10 protein-coding genes and 1 pseudogene are annotated in these 16,863 nt (G+C 72.1%); 10 read left to right on the forward strand and 1 reads right to left on the reverse strand.

Annotated features, from left to right (window positions below; all coding sequences use genetic code 11):
• Positions 1 to 7,265: 7,265 nt before the first annotated feature.
• Positions 7,266 to 8,930, forward strand: coding sequence for a B12-binding domain-containing radical SAM protein (locus ACGRHY_RS28685; protein ID WP_394638575.1), 1,665 nt, complete (start codon positions 7,266 to 7,268; stop codon positions 8,928 to 8,930).
• A 43-nt stretch (positions 8,931 to 8,973) separates the two neighbouring features.
• On the opposite strand, the gene ACGRHY_RS28690 is transcribed toward ACGRHY_RS28685, so the two are convergent.
• The gene (locus tag ACGRHY_RS28690) at positions 8,974 to 9,561 is read right to left on the reverse strand and encodes a hypothetical protein (protein ID WP_394638576.1); all 588 of its coding nucleotides are present in this window, start codon (positions 9,559 to 9,561) and stop codon (positions 8,974 to 8,976) included.
• Between the two features lie 225 nt (positions 9,562 to 9,786).
• Between ACGRHY_RS28690 and ACGRHY_RS28695 the strand changes: the two are divergent.
• The 9 genes and pseudogenes from ACGRHY_RS28695 to ACGRHY_RS28735 form a co-directional block, all read left to right on the forward strand.
• Positions 9,787 to 9,903, forward strand: a pseudogene (locus tag ACGRHY_RS28695) (aldo/keto reductase); the annotation flags it as partial.
• A gap of 103 nt (positions 9,904 to 10,006) precedes the next feature.
• Entirely contained in the window at positions 10,007 to 10,771 is a 765-nt protein-coding gene (locus tag ACGRHY_RS28700) for an aldo/keto reductase (RefSeq protein WP_394638577.1), read from the forward strand.
• Positions 10,768 to 11,607 carry an endonuclease/exonuclease/phosphatase family protein gene (locus ACGRHY_RS28705; protein ID WP_394638578.1) on the forward strand — a complete coding sequence of 280 codons (840 nt, stop codon included), beginning with the start codon at positions 10,768 to 10,770 and terminating at the stop codon, positions 11,605 to 11,607. The genes ACGRHY_RS28700 and ACGRHY_RS28705 overlap by 4 nt, the downstream gene beginning before the upstream one ends.
• Positions 11,607 to 13,169, forward strand: a complete 1,563-nt coding sequence (locus ACGRHY_RS28710) for a Rossmann-fold NAD(P)-binding domain-containing protein (RefSeq protein ID WP_394638579.1) — start codon at positions 11,607 to 11,609, stop codon at positions 13,167 to 13,169. Before ACGRHY_RS28705 ends, ACGRHY_RS28710 begins: the two co-directional genes overlap by 1 nt.
• Positions 13,166 to 13,852, forward strand: coding sequence for a hypothetical protein (locus ACGRHY_RS28715; protein WP_394638580.1), 687 nt, complete (start codon positions 13,166 to 13,168; stop codon positions 13,850 to 13,852). Before ACGRHY_RS28710 ends, ACGRHY_RS28715 begins: the two co-directional genes overlap by 4 nt.
• The gene (locus ACGRHY_RS28720; protein WP_394638581.1) at positions 13,849 to 14,619 is read left to right on the forward strand and encodes a methyltransferase domain-containing protein; all 771 of its coding nucleotides are present in this window, start codon (positions 13,849 to 13,851) and stop codon (positions 14,617 to 14,619) included. The genes ACGRHY_RS28715 and ACGRHY_RS28720 overlap by 4 nt, the downstream gene beginning before the upstream one ends.
• A gap of 13 nt (positions 14,620 to 14,632) precedes the next feature.
• Complete coding sequence (locus ACGRHY_RS28725) at positions 14,633 to 15,466, forward strand: hypothetical protein (protein WP_394638582.1); 834 nt, start codon at positions 14,633 to 14,635, stop codon at positions 15,464 to 15,466.
• Entirely contained in the window at positions 15,463 to 16,521 is a 1,059-nt protein-coding gene (locus ACGRHY_RS28730; protein ID WP_394638583.1) for a GNAT family N-acetyltransferase, read from the forward strand. Before ACGRHY_RS28725 ends, ACGRHY_RS28730 begins: the two co-directional genes overlap by 4 nt.
• The gene (locus ACGRHY_RS28735; protein WP_394638584.1) at positions 16,514 to 16,849 is read left to right on the forward strand and encodes a hypothetical protein; all 336 of its coding nucleotides are present in this window, start codon (positions 16,514 to 16,516) and stop codon (positions 16,847 to 16,849) included. Before ACGRHY_RS28730 ends, ACGRHY_RS28735 begins: the two co-directional genes overlap by 8 nt.
• Positions 16,850 to 16,863: the final 14 nt, after the last annotated feature.

Genomic DNA, 16,863 nt, shown 5'->3' on the forward strand with positions numbered 1-16,863 from the left:
GCGCTGCGGCGAGGTCGCGCATTGGTGCCGCAGCGTGGCCTGGCGTTCTCGGCGGACGCCTTCGGGGTCAATCTTCCACAAAACGGGGCGGTCCCAGCGCCTGCAAGCTCCCGTTCGCGCTGGTGGAACCGTGCGGGCGGCCTGGAGTAGATCCGTAGGGAATCGATCCGCTTTCGCTTCAACGGGTTCGATCGTACGGCGCGGCCCAGACAGGACCGGAGACAGGCGCGCCCGGCACCGTGCCGGGGTGTCGGCTCGTATTCACTCCGAATGGCATCCCGACGCCAAGGACACGGGGAGACAGGATGCTGGCCCGGCGCTCGTCGGATGTCCGATCGCCCCCGCAGCCAGGCAGGCAATACACCGGCGATGCACCCTGAAAAAGGCAAAACCACGTACGGTAGGCTGTTGGTCGTATCCGCTTGCGGACCTGTACTGGTGCGCGGCTGCCCACAGCGACGCCCTTCAGCACCGCCTACCCGCTCTGGCCGCCAGGGGGCCTCCAGTCCATGAGGTGCCGCAGTCCGTTTCGAGCACGACCTCACACTCTTACGATGCGCTCGGTCCACGTAAGCCCTCCCGGCCGGTACGCGAGGAGTTCCGGACCGGTGGGAACGCCCGGCTCGTATGAGGCACGCTCGCGAATGTTGACGTCGGACGCTGACCGGCTCGCTGCAGAGGCATTACCGGCTTGATGTACAGGGCGGTCGCTGCGGCCTTCTCCGTTCCCCCGCCGGCGCCTCCCAGGCCTGGCTAGGATGGGCAGCAGTGGGTCGCCAAGGCCAGAGATCGACTGTACATCGGCCAGTGAAGGTCCGTCTAGCGGCTGAGGCTGCACTGTCTCGTTGGCATTCACCGATCGGTTTCACCGAATGCAAAGCGCCCGCCGGCGTTCACTTCCAGCTCCCGGCGCGAAGCCCAGGCTCGACCTGGGAGAAGTTCAGTGCGCAGCATCCGCGGCCAACTCCTACGGAAACAGGCCGCGGCGCTGGAGCCGCAGGACTTCTATGACCGGGTGATGGGCCTGCCTGGACGGCTGGATCCGGCTATCGCAGTGCGCCTCATGCTGGAACGGCGAAGGGGTCACTCGATCACCGACATCGATTGGGTACCACCGGGGGCCGTGTTAAGCTCTGCGCCCGAGCACGGGAATCAGCTTTGGCATAGGCCCGGCGCGCGGTCAGGGAATGCCAGGACACCGGCCTGCGCGGGTTTTCGTCGAGGCTTCGGCGGCACAGGGGAGGCCGCGGGCACGGTAACCGGCTGAGGCTTGCGACGTAAATTGGTTCTTGATCGCCTTGGCGGGTGGGGCGGAACTGCATCGCCGTCCCATGTGGTCATTCGCCTGATTCCAGGTGGCGGCACGCCTGCTGCGATCCGTCTCCTGCTTGCAGAGCTGCATCTGGCGTTTCGGCGACGCAGGTTCCAGGGCGACGAACTGCGGGCGTAGGTGCCGGCCGGGCGGCTGCTGGCGGCGCGGGCGTACTGTTGCAGGCGGCTCGGTGGTGGTCGCCGAGAGTACGAAGACCTTGCGCGTGCCGCGTAGTGCACGCGACGCCTCCGGCGGTCCCAAGGCCAGCGCCCAGAAGGGCAACTTCGTCCGCGCGGTCCCTGCGCGCGGCGGCTCAGCAGGGCGCGAGCGCTGTCGGCTCTCGGGAGGGCGGGGCGGGGCCTGCCGGCTTGGGCCAGCGTATTGGGCGTCGACGACACCGGAATGAGCGCTTCGGTTCTGGCCGCCCACTTGCCTTGGCCGGGGTTTCAGGCCGTGCCTCGGCCAGCGGCCAGGCAGTGCTCGGGCCGGGGAGAGCTTGAGCCGCTGCATGGCCATGGTGCGCGAATACGAACACGTCGTTGCCACGGTGATGCCGGGACTCGGCGGCCAGGGCGTAGGGACTGGAGGTAGTGCGGCTGGGCAGGCCCTGCTGTCCCGCGCGTCCAAAGGCCTTCCAGCCCAGCGGTTGCAACGCCCGGGAGGCGGCCGAGAGCATCTGCGGCGGGCTTCTTCGGTGCGGGAACCGGCCCCGGCACAGGGCGGAGTCGTCTACAGGTACCGGACAAGGGGCGCTGCGGCCGTGCTGAATTCGCCGTGGCGCCTCGTCCATCTCCGACAGAACGCGCCCATGTCCGCACGGCGCGGTGAACGTCGGGCCCCTGCATGACGGTGCGGGGCCGGTGCGGGCCGCTGCGCGGTGCGGGCGACATCTCCCGCACGTGGGAGACGGGCAGGGCGGCGGCGGGCCGAACCGAGTGACGGGCTACGCGGGTTCAGGAAGTTGTGTCGCCCGCTCCAACTCGTGCTGCCACATCGCCAGCAGATTCGTCCACCGGTATCGGCCGGAGTCCAGGCCGATCCGTGATCCCTCCCCGGCGCCGTGTCCGGCAGGCCAAGGTCTTCCTCGGTGGAGGGGGGCCCAGCTTCCGTGGACGAACGCCAGGGCGAGGGTGGGCGGCCGGTGTTCCCGCGGGACGCGCCCCGACAGCCAGTGCCCTGCGACGGGTGGACTTGTGTCGGCCGCAGCCGTCCTCGCCGCTGCGTCGGCGGCCACCGACCCGCACCTGCCTTCGCGACGGGCCGCATAACGTCCACCCGGCCTAGTCGGATTCAGCTGCTTGAGCTGGGTGTTCGGGGTTGTGCGCTTGGCCATAGAGACCGTCCCCGTATACCCGATATACCATCCGCCTCCCCACACCGTAGCGCAGAGAGTGCCTGCCCGGTTGACTGTTTGGTCAGGGCCGAGCGCGCGATCTCGTCTTCTTGGCAGCCGCCTGCCGGCAACGGGTGCTTGCCCCCTCTGCCGGTGCCCGATTCCGGGGGCATCGGGAGGCACGAACCGATAGAGGTTATTGGATTCATGGAGCAGACCGTCACACCCCTCGCCGCCGAGTAGACGGTCGCGCCGCTTTCACACCACGCCGGTGACGGTTCGTCGGGTGGGCTGCAGGCACTGAATTCGCCTGCACTGCACTCCTGAAGCCTTCAAGGGGCCGTCGTCCCCCGCGTGCGGGCGCGTGCTTCACCGAATGCCGGTCCGCGAGGTCCTCCAACCCACGCCGTGGATGGTGGGTCAGCTCGGCCGGTACCCAGCCTTGCGCGTGGCCGCTGCAGCCCGCCTCCTGATCGGTCCCTGGCGCTGGCCCGCCAGAGCCACGTCGGCAGGCGCCACTCCTGGCCTCCCGCTCCCGGCCCGCTTTCAATACTTCACCAGGGAAGATGCCTATGCCCGCCAAGCTCACCCGACGCTGAACGATCGCCGGCGCTGCGCTCCACGCGAGCAGAAGGTTGCCGCATGCTGATTCGCCGGCCCGGCAGCATCCGCCCCGGCAGCAGCCGAGACGCTGGAGTGAAGCGCCCGCATACGGTGACCGGATCACCTGAACTCATCGGGTGGAAAGACGCCACACTACCAGTCATGCGCCAGATCCCCACCGTGGTCCGTCGCCATACGGCAGATTGATCCGCCCATGAGTGGCGCGGCCGGCACCCTCGACTTCACCAGCGCTCGAGCTGCAGTGCTTGCTCCGGCTCGTCGCCGAACCTCCGAGAACCGTCGCATACGCCGCGGCCTCGGGTGTGCCACTGGCGATACGTGAGGCCGGTTGTCTCTGTTTGGTGCCTGCGGTTCATCTGCGGGAGAAGGGCGGGCTGCGAGCACCAGACGCTCACCTGGTCGGCTTGGGCCAGCCTAGGGGGCTATTCGGCCCGGGAACCAGTCGGGTGACGGCAGGCAGACAGCGACGCTCCTCCCACCAGTCCTGAGCGTCACGCCCAGATTGCCAACAGTCCGCTGGCAAAGCGACCGGACCTGCTCAGCCGCCCCCCAGTCTCCCAGCTGCGCGTGCGGGTCTACCGGTGCCGAGGCGGCGCGACGAAGGGAATGTCCCCTGTGCGTTCGGGTTGGTGGGGGACGACACGTGCGTATCCGCGGCCGTGCACTGCTGGGTCCGCACTCGGTCCGGGCTGCTTGCCAGCACTCGACCGGAAACCTGTACACCGTCGCGTAGGCTGGCTCGAACGACCTCGTGGGCACGGAGTGGTCGTCCGCTGGATCTGCGCGAGGGGCGACCGCACGTCGTCAACCCTCGGCCCGCAGGGGAACGCCGTGTGGTGGGGATTCATCGGCAGCCCCACCCCTGTCACGGCTTGATGTTGGATACGCCAGGCGAGACAACGCGGACACCCTCGTGCACACCCGTCTCGAACCACGTCGGCGGGCAACCGGCCCCCCGAAACGGACACCGTCTGGCACGCTGGTCCGCGCCCGGTTGCGTCGCCCCGCCGAGCCGGCCTGCAAGGCCGGCGGACATTCCTCTCCGCACGAGAACGGCAGAGAGGTACTCCGGCGCATGCAGTCCGCCATCGGCACCCGACAGTGCCCCTGCCTTGAAGACGAACCCCCGGCGCGGCCCTACAGGCCGCGGCCCCTCGTGCACCACCTTTGCCGCGCTGCGGGCCGAGCCGCAGCACACTCTCCATCCTGCGTTTCCCCGCCCACGGCTGGCCGGAGCGCACCGCACCGAACGGGACGAAATTTCATGGCCGGCCGCATCCGAGGATTACGCCACTCATCGGGGACATTGGCAGACGCCCCTGGGCTGGCCGGACGGGCTCGATGGCACGGCTGTGTCTGCCCCGGTTCGCACTCGCACGCCGTCCTTCGCCGTGGCTCATGGGCACCGAGGAGACGGCTTCTGGCGCCTGGGGCCCCGCCCTACCCCGCCGGCCAGGAGCCGCGCCTGCCAGCCGCCGCTGCTTACCGGCGGGGCGATTCCCTGGTCTGCGAGTTCCAGGAGGACACCCCGCGCGGGACGGTGCGGTGATCGACTTCGAATGCGCCGCGCGAAGCCTACCAACGCGCCGCAGCTGCATCCCGCATCGTCGGAGGGCGTCCAGCGGCCCGCGGTGCCGATGGCGCTCGGCGCTTGCGGATGGCGGTTCTCCTACGCGCTGGGTGGTGCCGTGGGTTGCACACAGGTGGACGGTCCGACCGTTCCGCCGTCGCCGGCCCCCGATTCCGTGTGGGGTGGACTCCCGCAGGCCCGACACCTAACGGGAGGACCTGACACCTACGCCGACTTCACCGGTCGCGCGGGCCGACGGGTGGCGACTGATCCAATTCAGGGCTGGCAGCCCTCGCACCTAGGCTTCCCCCGGGCGCCGGCGGAGCCCGGAGGCGTCGCCTGACGGCGACCGAGGACTTTGGCGCGACTTGGTGCGCCAGTGCACCTACAGGCCCCTACCGGGAGCGGTGGTCGCTCCCTGATACGGCTCAAGGCGCTCACCTACGCGCCGACGGCGGCATCGTCGGGCCCACCACCCTCGCTGCCCGAAGCACATCGGCGGTGTGCGGCACTGGACTACCGCTTTACCTGGCTGCGGCGACGCGGGCGATCACCCTGTCGTCGCTGCCGCGCACCCGTGCTACCGTAGCGAGCGGTAGGCCTGGCGGCCTGGCTGCAGCGCGCGGTCGCCGGACCCGGAGAACCTGCAAGATCAATGGTACGGCAATCGCCGGCGAGCGCGAGCTGGGCCGAGACGAGCTGTCCTGGCTGCCCGCTACGAGAACGTCCCAGCCGGCTGACGGGCTCGGCAAACGGCCGCCGCCTCCCAGCTCCGATGCTCGAACCGCTCTACGTGCGAGGGTCATCGGAGCCCTGCACCTGGCCCGCCAGGCAGGGCTGAGCCCTCAGGAGACGCGCCGCCGTTCCGCTGCAGACCGAACTCAATCACCTACCTCGATGCAGCACTGGACTGGAGCCGGACGAGGGGAATATGGGAGGTGCGCGGCCCCGCGCCGTTCACTTCGTCCCTCCATGAGGTCATGGCCTGGACGGCGGTGGACCCGCACGCTCCGCCTGATCGAGTCCGGGCGACGCGGACGGCCCCGGCTGGAGCGGTGGCGGCCGCGTGCGCCGACGAGATACACCCGGCGACGTCTGCGAGACCAGGGCTACGACCCGAGCGCAACACCTTCACCCAGTCCTTACGGGTTCCCAAGAGCCTGGACGCCTCCCTGCCGCTTGGAATCCCGCCAGGTGGGCTTCCTGCCCGACGACAAGCGGGTCATCGGCCCTTGATCGACGGCCATCCAGCGGCGAGCTGTCACACCGGACGGTTCGTGCTGCGGCTACAACCCGACCTCGGGCGAGCACGCGGGCTGGAACGGGCCTGGAGGCGACGAGGGCGCCTTCATCCTGGCTGCTCCTTCTGGCTGGCCGCCGACCTGGCGACTGATCGGCCGCGTGGCAGGAGGCCGGCGGCTCTTCGGAAGCTGCTCTGCTCCGCACGACCTGCGGACTGCGCCTCGCGTGACGGAGTGGGACTGCCCGGCTGGGACGCCAGGTTGGGCAACTTCCGCAGGTTCAGGCCCACGTCCCTCCTGATCGATCACGCCCTGCGGCTGACCGCCTCGGGCGCCTACGGAGGAGCACTGTCCTCTCCGCGCTCCTCTCTGCGAAGCGGGCACGTCGGTTCGCGTGAGGCAGCGGTGCTGTTCTTCGAGCATCCCAGGACAGCGTCTGTGCCATCGCCCACGATCTCCGTGGCTCCGGAAATACGGCGCCGAGCGGGAGCCACCGGGCCGTAGGCCAGGGTTTCGACGCGGAGTGCCCTCTGCCGCATAGCTCCCTCACTTCTGTTTGCCGATTTCGGGGCCCGACTCATCGCCTGCCTTTTCGTGGACCGGGCGGTCAGCGAAACACATCCCCCTTCTTTCAACGCAGGAGGTATGACGTGGTACGAACGAGACGGTCGACCATTCCGGTCGGCGACGGCGTGGCGCTGTACGGGCCGCCTGCCCGGACAGCGCCACTGGACGGACCGCCGACATACAGGCGCTGGACGTCGCTGCTGATCGATCCGGCCGCCTGGCGTACCCCGCCTTAGGAGGAAGCAACCCTGCGGCGGCGCACAGGCGGCGCGGGTGCGGTGGCGGGCACGCTGTGACGCGACGTTCTGGTGACGGCTGCAGGAGGCCGGGCGGTGGCGACGGCTGGAGGCGTGCTGACTGCTGTCCGCGCCTGACCGCACGGCACCCGTCGCCTGGCCGGCGGGACCGGCGCCGGGTCGGAGTATCGCCGATCCCCGACTCGTGGGGCCTGTCGCCGGTCCTGCTCACAGACGAGGCGCGCGGAGCGGCCGGAGAGCGAGCCCGGATCGGTGCTGCTGGCCGCGCTCTCACCCACCCCGAGCACCTTTCCCGCTGCCCCGCATTCCGCTGGGATCTCCGATGTGGCGCGGGCCGCGCGGAGCACTCTCATGGGCACGCGTGACCCTGACCGACATGCAGTTAGGCGCCACCCTGGAGGGTCTGGCCGAGCAGATCACCGCCGCCCCGCCGGACATCCTGGGCATCTCGGCGACGTTCGGGCAGCACGATCTGATGACCGCGCTGCTGGATGCGGCGTTCGCGCTGCCGGCCCCGCCGATGGTCGTGGTCGGGGGCAGCCTGACCGCCCGCAACGAGGGCCTGCTGCTGGAGCGCTACCCGGATCTGCTGGTCGCCCGGGGCAGCGGCGAGGCCACCGCCGAGGGGCTGCTGGCCCACTGGCACGGCGACCTCGACCGCAGCGAGGTGCCCGGCCTGGGATTCAACGGCGCCGCACGCGGCGGGGCCCTGGCCATCGGCCGGCCACGCCGGACGGCCAAGCCCGTCGCCCGCGAGACCGCCGATGACATCCTGCCCGAGCTCGATCTGCTGCCCGCCACGTTCGAGCACCACGGCGTCGCCCAACTGGAGACCAGCCGGGGCTGCACGAACTTCTGCAGCTTCTGCCCGCGGGGCCACAAGGGCAGCTGGGCCGGCGCCGCCCCGCAGAAGCTGCCGTGGATGCTGGAGCAGATGCGGGCCGTCTTCGACCGCTACCCCGACGTCTCGCGGACGTTGTACCTGGTGGATGAGGAGATCATCGGCCGCGGCGACGGGGCGGTGGAGCGGGTGCTTGAGCTGGCCCGTCTGGTGCACGGTGCCGGCTTCCGGTGGGAGTCCAGCTGCCGTGTCGACCAGGTGGCCGACCTCGGCCGGGATGAGGACTGGCATGTGGAGCGGGCGCAGATGTGGCGCACACTGCTCGCGCGGGGGCTGCGGCGGATGCTGTTCGGTGTCGAGTCCGGCGTCGACTCTGTCCTGGACCGGTTCAACAAGGAGACCAGCGGCGAGCAGAACGCGCTGGCGATCCGGACGCTGTCCGTGCTGGGCATTCCGACCCGCTACACCTACATCACCTTCGATCCGCTGATGAGCCTGGCGGAGCTGAAGGCCACCTACGCCTTCCAGGGCCGCACCGACCTGCTGCTGCGCCCTCAGCCCGGCCTGCCGGCGGTGGAGGTGGTGCGCGGGGTGCGCGATGCCGCGTGGGTCGCCGAGCACGCCGCCGGGCGGCCGCTGCACACCGGGATCTCCTACATGCTGGTGTCCATGGAGTGCCTCGTCGGCGCCGCCTACACCCGCACTGCGGAGCGGGCCGGGCTGACTGGTGAGGTGGAGCCGCTGATGGGGCGGGTGGCGTGCCGGTACGCCGACTGGCGGATCGGGGTGGCCAGTAGCTGGGCGCAGCGGTGGATCGACCGGCACTTCGCGCTGGACTACACCCTCAAGAGCCTGGAGAAGGTCCTCGACGGCGCCCCCCGGCACGCGGTGCGGCAGGCCCGGGTGGTGCTCAAGGACGCCGCGTACGCGGTGCTCGGCGACATGATCGCCGCCATCGAGGGCTTCGCGCCGGGCCGCCCCGGTGCCGGGGAGCTGTCGAGCCGGATCCAGACGGCGCTGGAGGCGCGGGTGGAGGTGCTGCGCGGCCAGATGGCGCCGGTGGTGGACCGGGTCGGGCGGCAGCTGCGCGGCGACCAGGCGGTGATGCTGCGCCGGGAACACCAGCGGTGGGAGTTGGCCGCGGCGTGGTACCTGATCAACGCGGCGGACCCCTGTGGCACGTGAGCGGGTGCCGGTGCCCCGCCGACCGGGCGGGGCACCGGCTGGATCAGGCTCCGGTCTTCTCCGGGATCGGCACCCAGTTGAACTCGTCGCAGAAGCGGGCGTAGGTGACCAGCTTCCAGGCCGCGTACTCCTCCAGCCGGCCCGAGGAGCGCAGCAGGTGCTTGACCCAGGTGTGGGCGATGCGCTCTTCGCGAGTCATGGTCTGGTCGATCTGGTCCAGCATCCGGCAGGCGACGGTGAAGTCGTCGACCGTCAGGGCGCTGAGGTCGATCTCGATGCCGTCGAGGGTGAAGGAGAAGACCAGGCGGGAGGTGGCAAAGCTGGTCTGGCGCTCGCCGAGGAAGGTGGTGTGGCTGGCCAGGGCCTCCTTGAGCCGGTCGCGGTCTTCGACCGGGTAGCCGATGCCCAGGTCGAGGTCGGAGGTTTCCAGGTTCAGCCGGGTGCCGAAGGAGCCGACGTCGCGGGGGGCGTGGCCGGTCCACTGCTCGATCCGGTCCGCGGCGGCGGCCCGCACGCGGTGCAGCCGCTCGTCGTGGGTGCGCATCGCGTTGTAGAAGGCGGTCGCGCGGGCGAACTCGGCGTCGGAGAAGTCGCCGCGGTCGGCCCAGCCCTTCCGCGTGATCGCGGTCAAATCCAGCTCGGTGGCGGGGTGTTGTGTCTGTCACGTCCGGCACCTTAGCCACTCCCGCTCCACTCTCGCCCCTGTTTGTGATGGAAAGAGAAGAAAGAGGTGATCGTTGTGGGTACTGCGTCACCCGGTGTGCCGCGCCGCACGCTGGCCGGCGGACTGCGCGTGCACCCGATCGGGGTCGGCGGCTGGGCCCTGGGCGGGCCCGGCCACAACCTCGGGCTGCCGATGGGGTGGTCCACCGCCGACGACGCCGCCTCCCGCCGCGGCCTGGAGGTGGCCTACGAGCGGGGGGCGAACCTGATCGACACCGCGGACGTGTACGGCCACGGGCACTCCGAGCGGATCATCGGGGACTTCGCCGCCACCGTGCCCCGGGAGAGCCTGGTGCTCTCCAGCAAGGTCGGCTACTTCCGCGGCACCGCGCCACTCTTACCTGCCTGCGGCGATGCGCCGCCAGCTGGAGACCAGCTTGGAGAACCTGCGCACCGACTACCTGGACATCTACTTCTTCCACCACTCCGACTTCGGCCCCGACGACCGCTACCTGGAGCCGGCCGTTGCGCAGATGCGTGCCTTCCAGCGCGAAGGGCTGATCAAGACCATCGGGATGCGCGGCCCGCACCGCTTCGCGACTGAGCGCCTGACCGTCCCCAAGCAGCAGCGCGACGACAAGTACGCCCGGTTCGCGCACCTGGCCGAGGTGATCCGGCCGGACTACCTGGCGGCCCGGTTCAACGCGCTCACCCCGCCCCCGGCCGGCGGGCGGCCGGACATCTTCGCCCTGGCCGCCTCGATGGGGGCGAGCGTGCTGGTCAACAAGCCCCTCGCGCAGGGCCTGCTGACCGGCAAGCACCACCCCGGCCAGCCACCGGTCTTCGGCGTTGGGGACCACCGGCTGCGCAAGGCCTGGTTCACCCCGGGCGCCCTGGCGATCATCCACGACCACCTGGCGCCGCTGCGGGACCGCTTCGGCCACGCGCCCGGGCAGCTGGCCCGCGTCTTCGTGCACTACTGCCTCCACCAGGCCGACCATGCCGCCGTCCTGGTGGGCTTCACCCGCCCCGAACAGACCGCCGAGAACCTCGCTCCCCTCGACGCCGAGCTCACCGCCGACGACCTGGCCTTCATCAGCCAGATCACCGGCCGCCTCCAGCAGGCCCTGGACGCCCACACCGAGGTCTTCGTCGACGAGAAGGGCACCGAGCGATGACCACCGCAGACCGGCAGCTGTCCCTCCTGAACCCCGGCGCCCCGCCCCGCCCGGGCGCCACGGATACCGCGCAGGTGCTGCTGTTCAACACCCAGCACGCCGCCCCGGCCCGCGCCCGCCGCCAGGTGGCGTGGATCGCCGCCCAGGACCGCGCCGACCTGGTCGTCCTCACCGAAGTCAGCTCCACCGCCGGCGGGGGCGCCCTCATCCAGGCCCTCACCGACCACGGATACGCCACCATGCTCGAACCCAGACCCGCCGCCCCGGACTACCGCACCGTGCTGGCCTCCCGCACCGCCACGATGCGCGCGCTGCCCAGCACGGTGGAGTACCTGCCGCACCGCGCGCCGGCCGCCGCCATCACGATCGGCGGCCACACCCTCGGTCTGCTGGGCCTGTACGTGCCCTCCCGCGGACCGAAACAGCGCCGCAACGAGGCCAAGCGCGCCTTCCAGGAGGCGGTCACCGCCGCGCTCCCCGCCCTGGTGAAGGAGTGCGGCGGACTGGTCATCGTCGCCGGCGACCTCAACGTGGTCGAGCCCGGCCACACCCCGCACCACGCGGTGTTCGGGGCGTGGGAGTACGCCTTCTACGACTCCTTCGCCGCCGCCGGCCTGACCGACGCCTTCCGGCACCTGCACCCGCAGGCGGCCGACCACTCCTGGTTCGGCCGCTCCGGGAACGGCTTCCGCTTCGACCACGCCTTCGTCACCACCGGCCACCGCGACCAGATCACCCACTGCGCCTACGACCACACCCCGCGCCGGGAGGGATTGAGCGACCACGCCGCCCTGACCCTGACCGTGCGCCTGACGCCCAGAGAGCAGCCCGCCTGATGAGCTCTGTCGCCCACACTCCGCCCGCCGTCGCGGCCATCCCGCGCCAGCCCGGCCCCGCCGCGCCCCGGCCCACCGTCCCGGTGCACACCGTCGAGGTCCGCACCCACCCGCAGGACGTCCCGGCCCTGCCCGGGCAGGTGATGGACGCCATCGGGCAGGTGGTGCCGGTCGCCGCGGTGGAGCCGATGCCCGGCGGCCTGACCGCGCACCTGGCCGACGGGGCCCGCCTCCGTGTCCTGGCCGGGCCGCCGGCCCAGCCCCGCTCCCGCCCAGCCGGCACCGTTCAGCTCACCGTCCTGCTGGAGGACTCCGGCCGACTGCCCCAGGAGACCGCCGACCGGCTGATGGGCGCGGTGGAGCGGATACCGTTCACGGCACTGGAGTGCGCGGAGCTAGCCGGGCAGATGCCGCTCACCCACCACCTGCCCGAGCACCTGCCCTCCGGCGCCCTGACCGGTATCGCTCCGGTGCTGACCGTCCACCACATGTCGGATTTCCTGGTGCTGGTCGACGCCGTGATGCGGCTGGGCGTGCCGGCCCAGGCCATCACGGTGCTCGACAAGGGCTACCGCTACCTGCACACCGCCCGGGTCGACGCGCATCTGGCCGCGCTGGGGGTGCGGGTGTGGCCGTGGGAGCAGGCCGCCGACGCGCTGGCAGACCACACGCGGCGGGCCCGGGAGATGGGGCTGCGCGGCCTGCTGGTCGACGACGGCGGCTACACCCTGCCGGTGCTGATCGAGCAGCGCCCTGACCTGCTGGATATCTTCTGCGGGCTGGTGGAGCAGACCATGTCCGGCATCACCAAACTCCAGCCCTACGGCGACCGGCTGCCGGTGCCGGTGTTCTCCGTCGCGCAGTCCCAGCTGAAGGCCACGATCGAGCCGTACGGGATCGCGGACGCGGCCTGGCGCAACCTGGTCCGGCTGCTCCCGCAGGAGAAGTTCGAAGGTCAGGCGGCTCTGGTGCTGGGGTTCGGGCGGATCGGCGCCCAGCTCGCCGAGGTGCTGCGCACCCGCCGCATGCGGGTGGCCGTCCACGACCGCTCCACCGCCGCGCTGGTGGCGGCGATGGAGCACGGGTTCACCACCGGCCCGGTAGTCACCGAGCTGCTGGAGGAGCACCGGCCGCTGCTCATCGTCGGCTCCACCGGCCGGACCTCTCTGTCCGGTGAGCACACCGCCTCCCTGCACCGCGACTGCTACCTGGTGTCGGTCACCTCCCGCGACCGGGAGTTCGCGCTGGAGGAGATGCGGCAGGCCGCCACCGCCGTCAGCGACGCCGGCCGGCTGGGGTTCCGTCTCCACCTGCCGCAGCAGATCACCGCCACGGTGATCGCCGACGGCTACCCGATCAACTTCCACTACGCCGAGTCGCTGCCCAACAAGTACGCCGACCTGGTGCTGGCCTCCCTGATCGTCGGCGCGGCCACGCTCGCCGCCGACGGTCACGGCTTCACCGCCGGGCACAACGTGGCGCGCACCGACCAGGTGCTGGAGGGCAGCGGGCTGCTGGAGCGCTACTACACCCGTTTCGGCCCCCAGGAGGGCAGCCGGTGACCGGCGAGCGGCGCTTCGCCCTGGCCGACCTCGGCCTGATCCTGCGCGATGCGCGGACCGGCCCCGGCTACGCGGTCGCCTGCGACCAGGCACCGGAGGGCGCCGACATGGCCGGGTTCCGGCCCCGTACCGAGACCGCGGTGTGGTGGATCCCCTGCTACGGCGTGGCCGAGGCCGCGCAGCGCGCCCTGGCCGCATCCGCCTCACCCTCTGGTGCGGTGGCCTTCCCTGCCCGCCCCGGGGGAGCGGTCCCGCACGAGATCGGGCTGGCACTGGCCTTCGCCGACCACCTCACCGCCTGCCGCGACGGCCGTCCGGTCGGGCCCTGCAGCCCCGGCCTTGCTCCGCCGCCGGTCCCAGACAAGGCGGTGCGGCTGCCGCACCTGGTGTGGGCCGCCCGGCCGCCCCACGGGCATGAGAGGGCCACCGTGGTGTGGGAACTGCTGCCCCGCCTCGCCGCCGAGCAGTGGCTCGGCGCGCCACTCCCCCGCGATCAGGCCTTTTTCGAGGAGCGTCTGACCGGGCTGCTGCACCTGAAGCAGCGCGCCCGCTACGGCCTGCCCTCAGAAGCAGCGTGGCGGCCGCTGGCCGACCTGCTGGCCGGCGGCCGCTACCTGTCCATCCGCCTCGTCTACCAACACCCCGACCTGTTCCACGACCTGCTGACGGAGACCTCTGCGTGAACTCCTGGACCACCGGCGGCGATCTCGCCGCCTCCTACACCGAGCACAGCGAAGACCTGCGCGGCGCCCTGCGGCACGCCCTGGTCACCCGCGCCCTGGCCCACCACCTGCCCGCCCGGCCCCAGCGGATCCTGGACGTTGGCGGCGGCAGCGGCATCCAGGCCCGCGCCCTGGCCGCGCGCGGCCACCACGTCACCATCCTCGACCCCGACCCGGCCATGCTGACCCGCGCCGAACACGCCTGGGCCGCCCGCTCCGAGGACACGGCCGGCACGCTCCGCCTCCTTCACGGCCGCGGCGAGGACGCCCCCCGCCTGGCCGGGACCGGCTGGGACGCGGTGCTGTGCCACGGGGTGCTGATGTATCTGGAGGATCCCGCCCCGCTGGTGGAGGCGCTGGCCGCCTGCACCCGCCCCGGCGGAATGCTCTCGATCCTGGCCAAATCGGCCGAGGCGATGGCGATGCGGCCGGCACTGGAGCGGCGCTGGGCCGACGCCCGCCGCGCGCTGACCGACCAGGCCGAGACCGGCCGGCTGGGCGCGGTCAGCCGCGGCACCCCGCGCGCCGCCCTCCAGGACTGGCTGGCCGACCAGCAGGTGACCACGGTCGCCTGGTACGGGGTGCGGTGCTTCACCGACCACCTCGGTGAGGAGCCGGTCGGCGCCGACTTCGCCGAGATCCTCGACCTGGAATGGGAGGCCGGACGCCGTTCCCCGTACCGGGACATCGCCCGCCTGTTCCACCTGATCGCCCACCGCGAGCCGTGAGGTGACCGCCCCCATGCCCTTCTCGTTGACGCTGCCCGCGGTCGTGGCCACCGCCCGCCGCCACTGCACCGAGCGCTGTTTCGCCTACCACGCGAGCTGGCGCATCTTCCGCCGTGCCGGGCTGAAGGGGCACCCCGGCTGGCACACCGGCTTCTACCGCCGCGCCCTGACCACCCATCCCCTGCCCGCACACGGCCGGGTGCGGGTACTGATCTGCGGCGCCTCGGATGAGGCGATGCTCGCCACCCTGGCCCGCCTCCTGCCCCCCGAGCAGTTGGAGGTGCACCTGATCGACGCCTGCCCCACTCCGCTGCACCTGGCCGCCGCCTATGCCCGCCGGACCGGTATCACGCTCACCACCGGGCTGGACCGCGCCCCGGCCCTGACCGGATGCGCCGGACCGTACGACGTGATCGTCACCGATGGGCTGCTGTCCCTGCTGCCCACCCCCGGCGACCGCGCCGCCCTCCTGGCCCGGCTGGCCGACCTGCTGGCCCCCGGCGGGCTCGTCCTCTACACCGCCCGGATCGCCGGAGCGGCCGGAGTGCTGGAGTACGACCGCATCGGCCGCCGTCTCCAGGCCGCCACCGCCCGCGCCCTGTGGCCGGCGCCCGCCGACCAGCGGCGCGACCTGGCCGGCCAGATCCTCACCCGCCCCTCCCGGCCCAGCCCCTTCGCTGCCCCCGGCCAGGTCCGCGCCGCCTTCACGGCCGTGTTCGGCGACGTGCGCTGCTGCCTGCGCCGCACCCCGCCCACTCTCGCGCTCGCCCTGGCTCCCACCGTGCGCGCTGGGCAGGGCAGTGCCTGCGTCGGCATCGCCGCCCGAGCTCCCCGGAGCCTGCCATGACCTACCCCGCCCCCCGGCTCGCCGCCTACCGTCCCGGCACCGGCCTGGACGACCAGCTCGCCGCCCTCGGCTACGCCTGCATCCACGGCTGGCCCGACCAGCGCCCCATCACCCCCGCCCTGGTCCGCTCCCGGCTCCGCCCGCCCGGCGAGGCGGCCGCCCCCACTCTGCTCGCCACCGTCCACGCCACCGGTGGGGAACTGATCGCGGCCGCGGCACTGCGCCACCCGCCCGCCCCCGGCGGGACCGGGCGCCTGTGGGGCCCGGTGGTCCACCCCGCCCACCAGCGCCGCGGCCTGGGCACCCGGCTCCTTCACACCCTCGCTGAGCCGCTCGCCGCCTTCCCCGGCACCGCGGCCACCGCCGAGATCCCCGCCCAGCGCACCGCTGCCGGCGCCTTCTTCACCCGCCACCGCTGGCAACCCACTGCCGGCGCCACCCTCCTCAAAGCCACCCTGCCCCTGCCGGCGGCGCCCGCCGGCCCCGCCACAGTGGCCCTACGCGCTCCGTGCCCCGGGGAGGACCTGACCGAGCCACTGGGGCTGTTGTACGCCGCCGCCCGGCCCGAGGAACCCGCCCCGGCGGCCACCGGGGCCTGGGACCGCTGGCAAGCCGACGAGCGCTACACCTCCCACTGCCTGACCCTCGCTCACAACCACGACGGCCGCCTCTTGGCCGCCGCCCTGGTCTATCCCTTGGCTCACACCGCCCCCGGCGAGCCGGCCGAAGCCCTCCTCGGCGACCTCCTGCTCCGGCCACCCCTGGCGCCCGACCGGCTCGACACCGGCCGCCGGGCCGCCGCCCACGCCGTGGCGGCCGCCCACCGCCTCGGCGCGGCCACCGCCCGCGCGGTCATCCCCGACCACCACCAGCCGGTCGTCGACTGCCTGACCGCCCTGGGCTTCACCATTACCGCCCCGATCGGCTACTGGCACGCCCCGACCGCAGCCCGAACCTGGCCGCACCGCGCGACCGCGGCCGCCCTGAGGTCTGCTTCCCGCCAGCCGAAGGACGGCACGGCCACCGGGACAGGAGCGAGGAGCGCCGATGAGTAACCCCACCGACCTGCTGGGCAAGCGACGTCTCATTGCCAGACGCATCGGCGCCGCGTTGAGCGCGGCCGTCCTGGTGCTGCTGCACCTGGTGGCGGTGTACCTGGTCGCCCTGGCGTACGCGGCCGGGCACGCCTCCCCGTGGGAGCGGGACGCCGCCGCCCACTCCAGTGTCCCGGCAGGCCTCACCCTGGTGGCTGCCGCCACCTCCGCCCTGCTGACCTGGTCAGGCGTCAAGAGCCGACGGCTGCGTCGAGGGTGGTATGCCCTCCCCGTCGCCCTGGCCGCCGCCGCTCTCCTGCGGCTGACCCTCCTCGCCCCAGACCCCTGACACCTGCAGCACGG

This window comes from Streptomyces shinuiensis (genome assembly GCF_043660855.1).
In the GTDB taxonomy this organism is placed as follows: Bacteria; Actinomycetota; Actinomycetes; order Streptomycetales; family Streptomycetaceae; genus Streptomyces.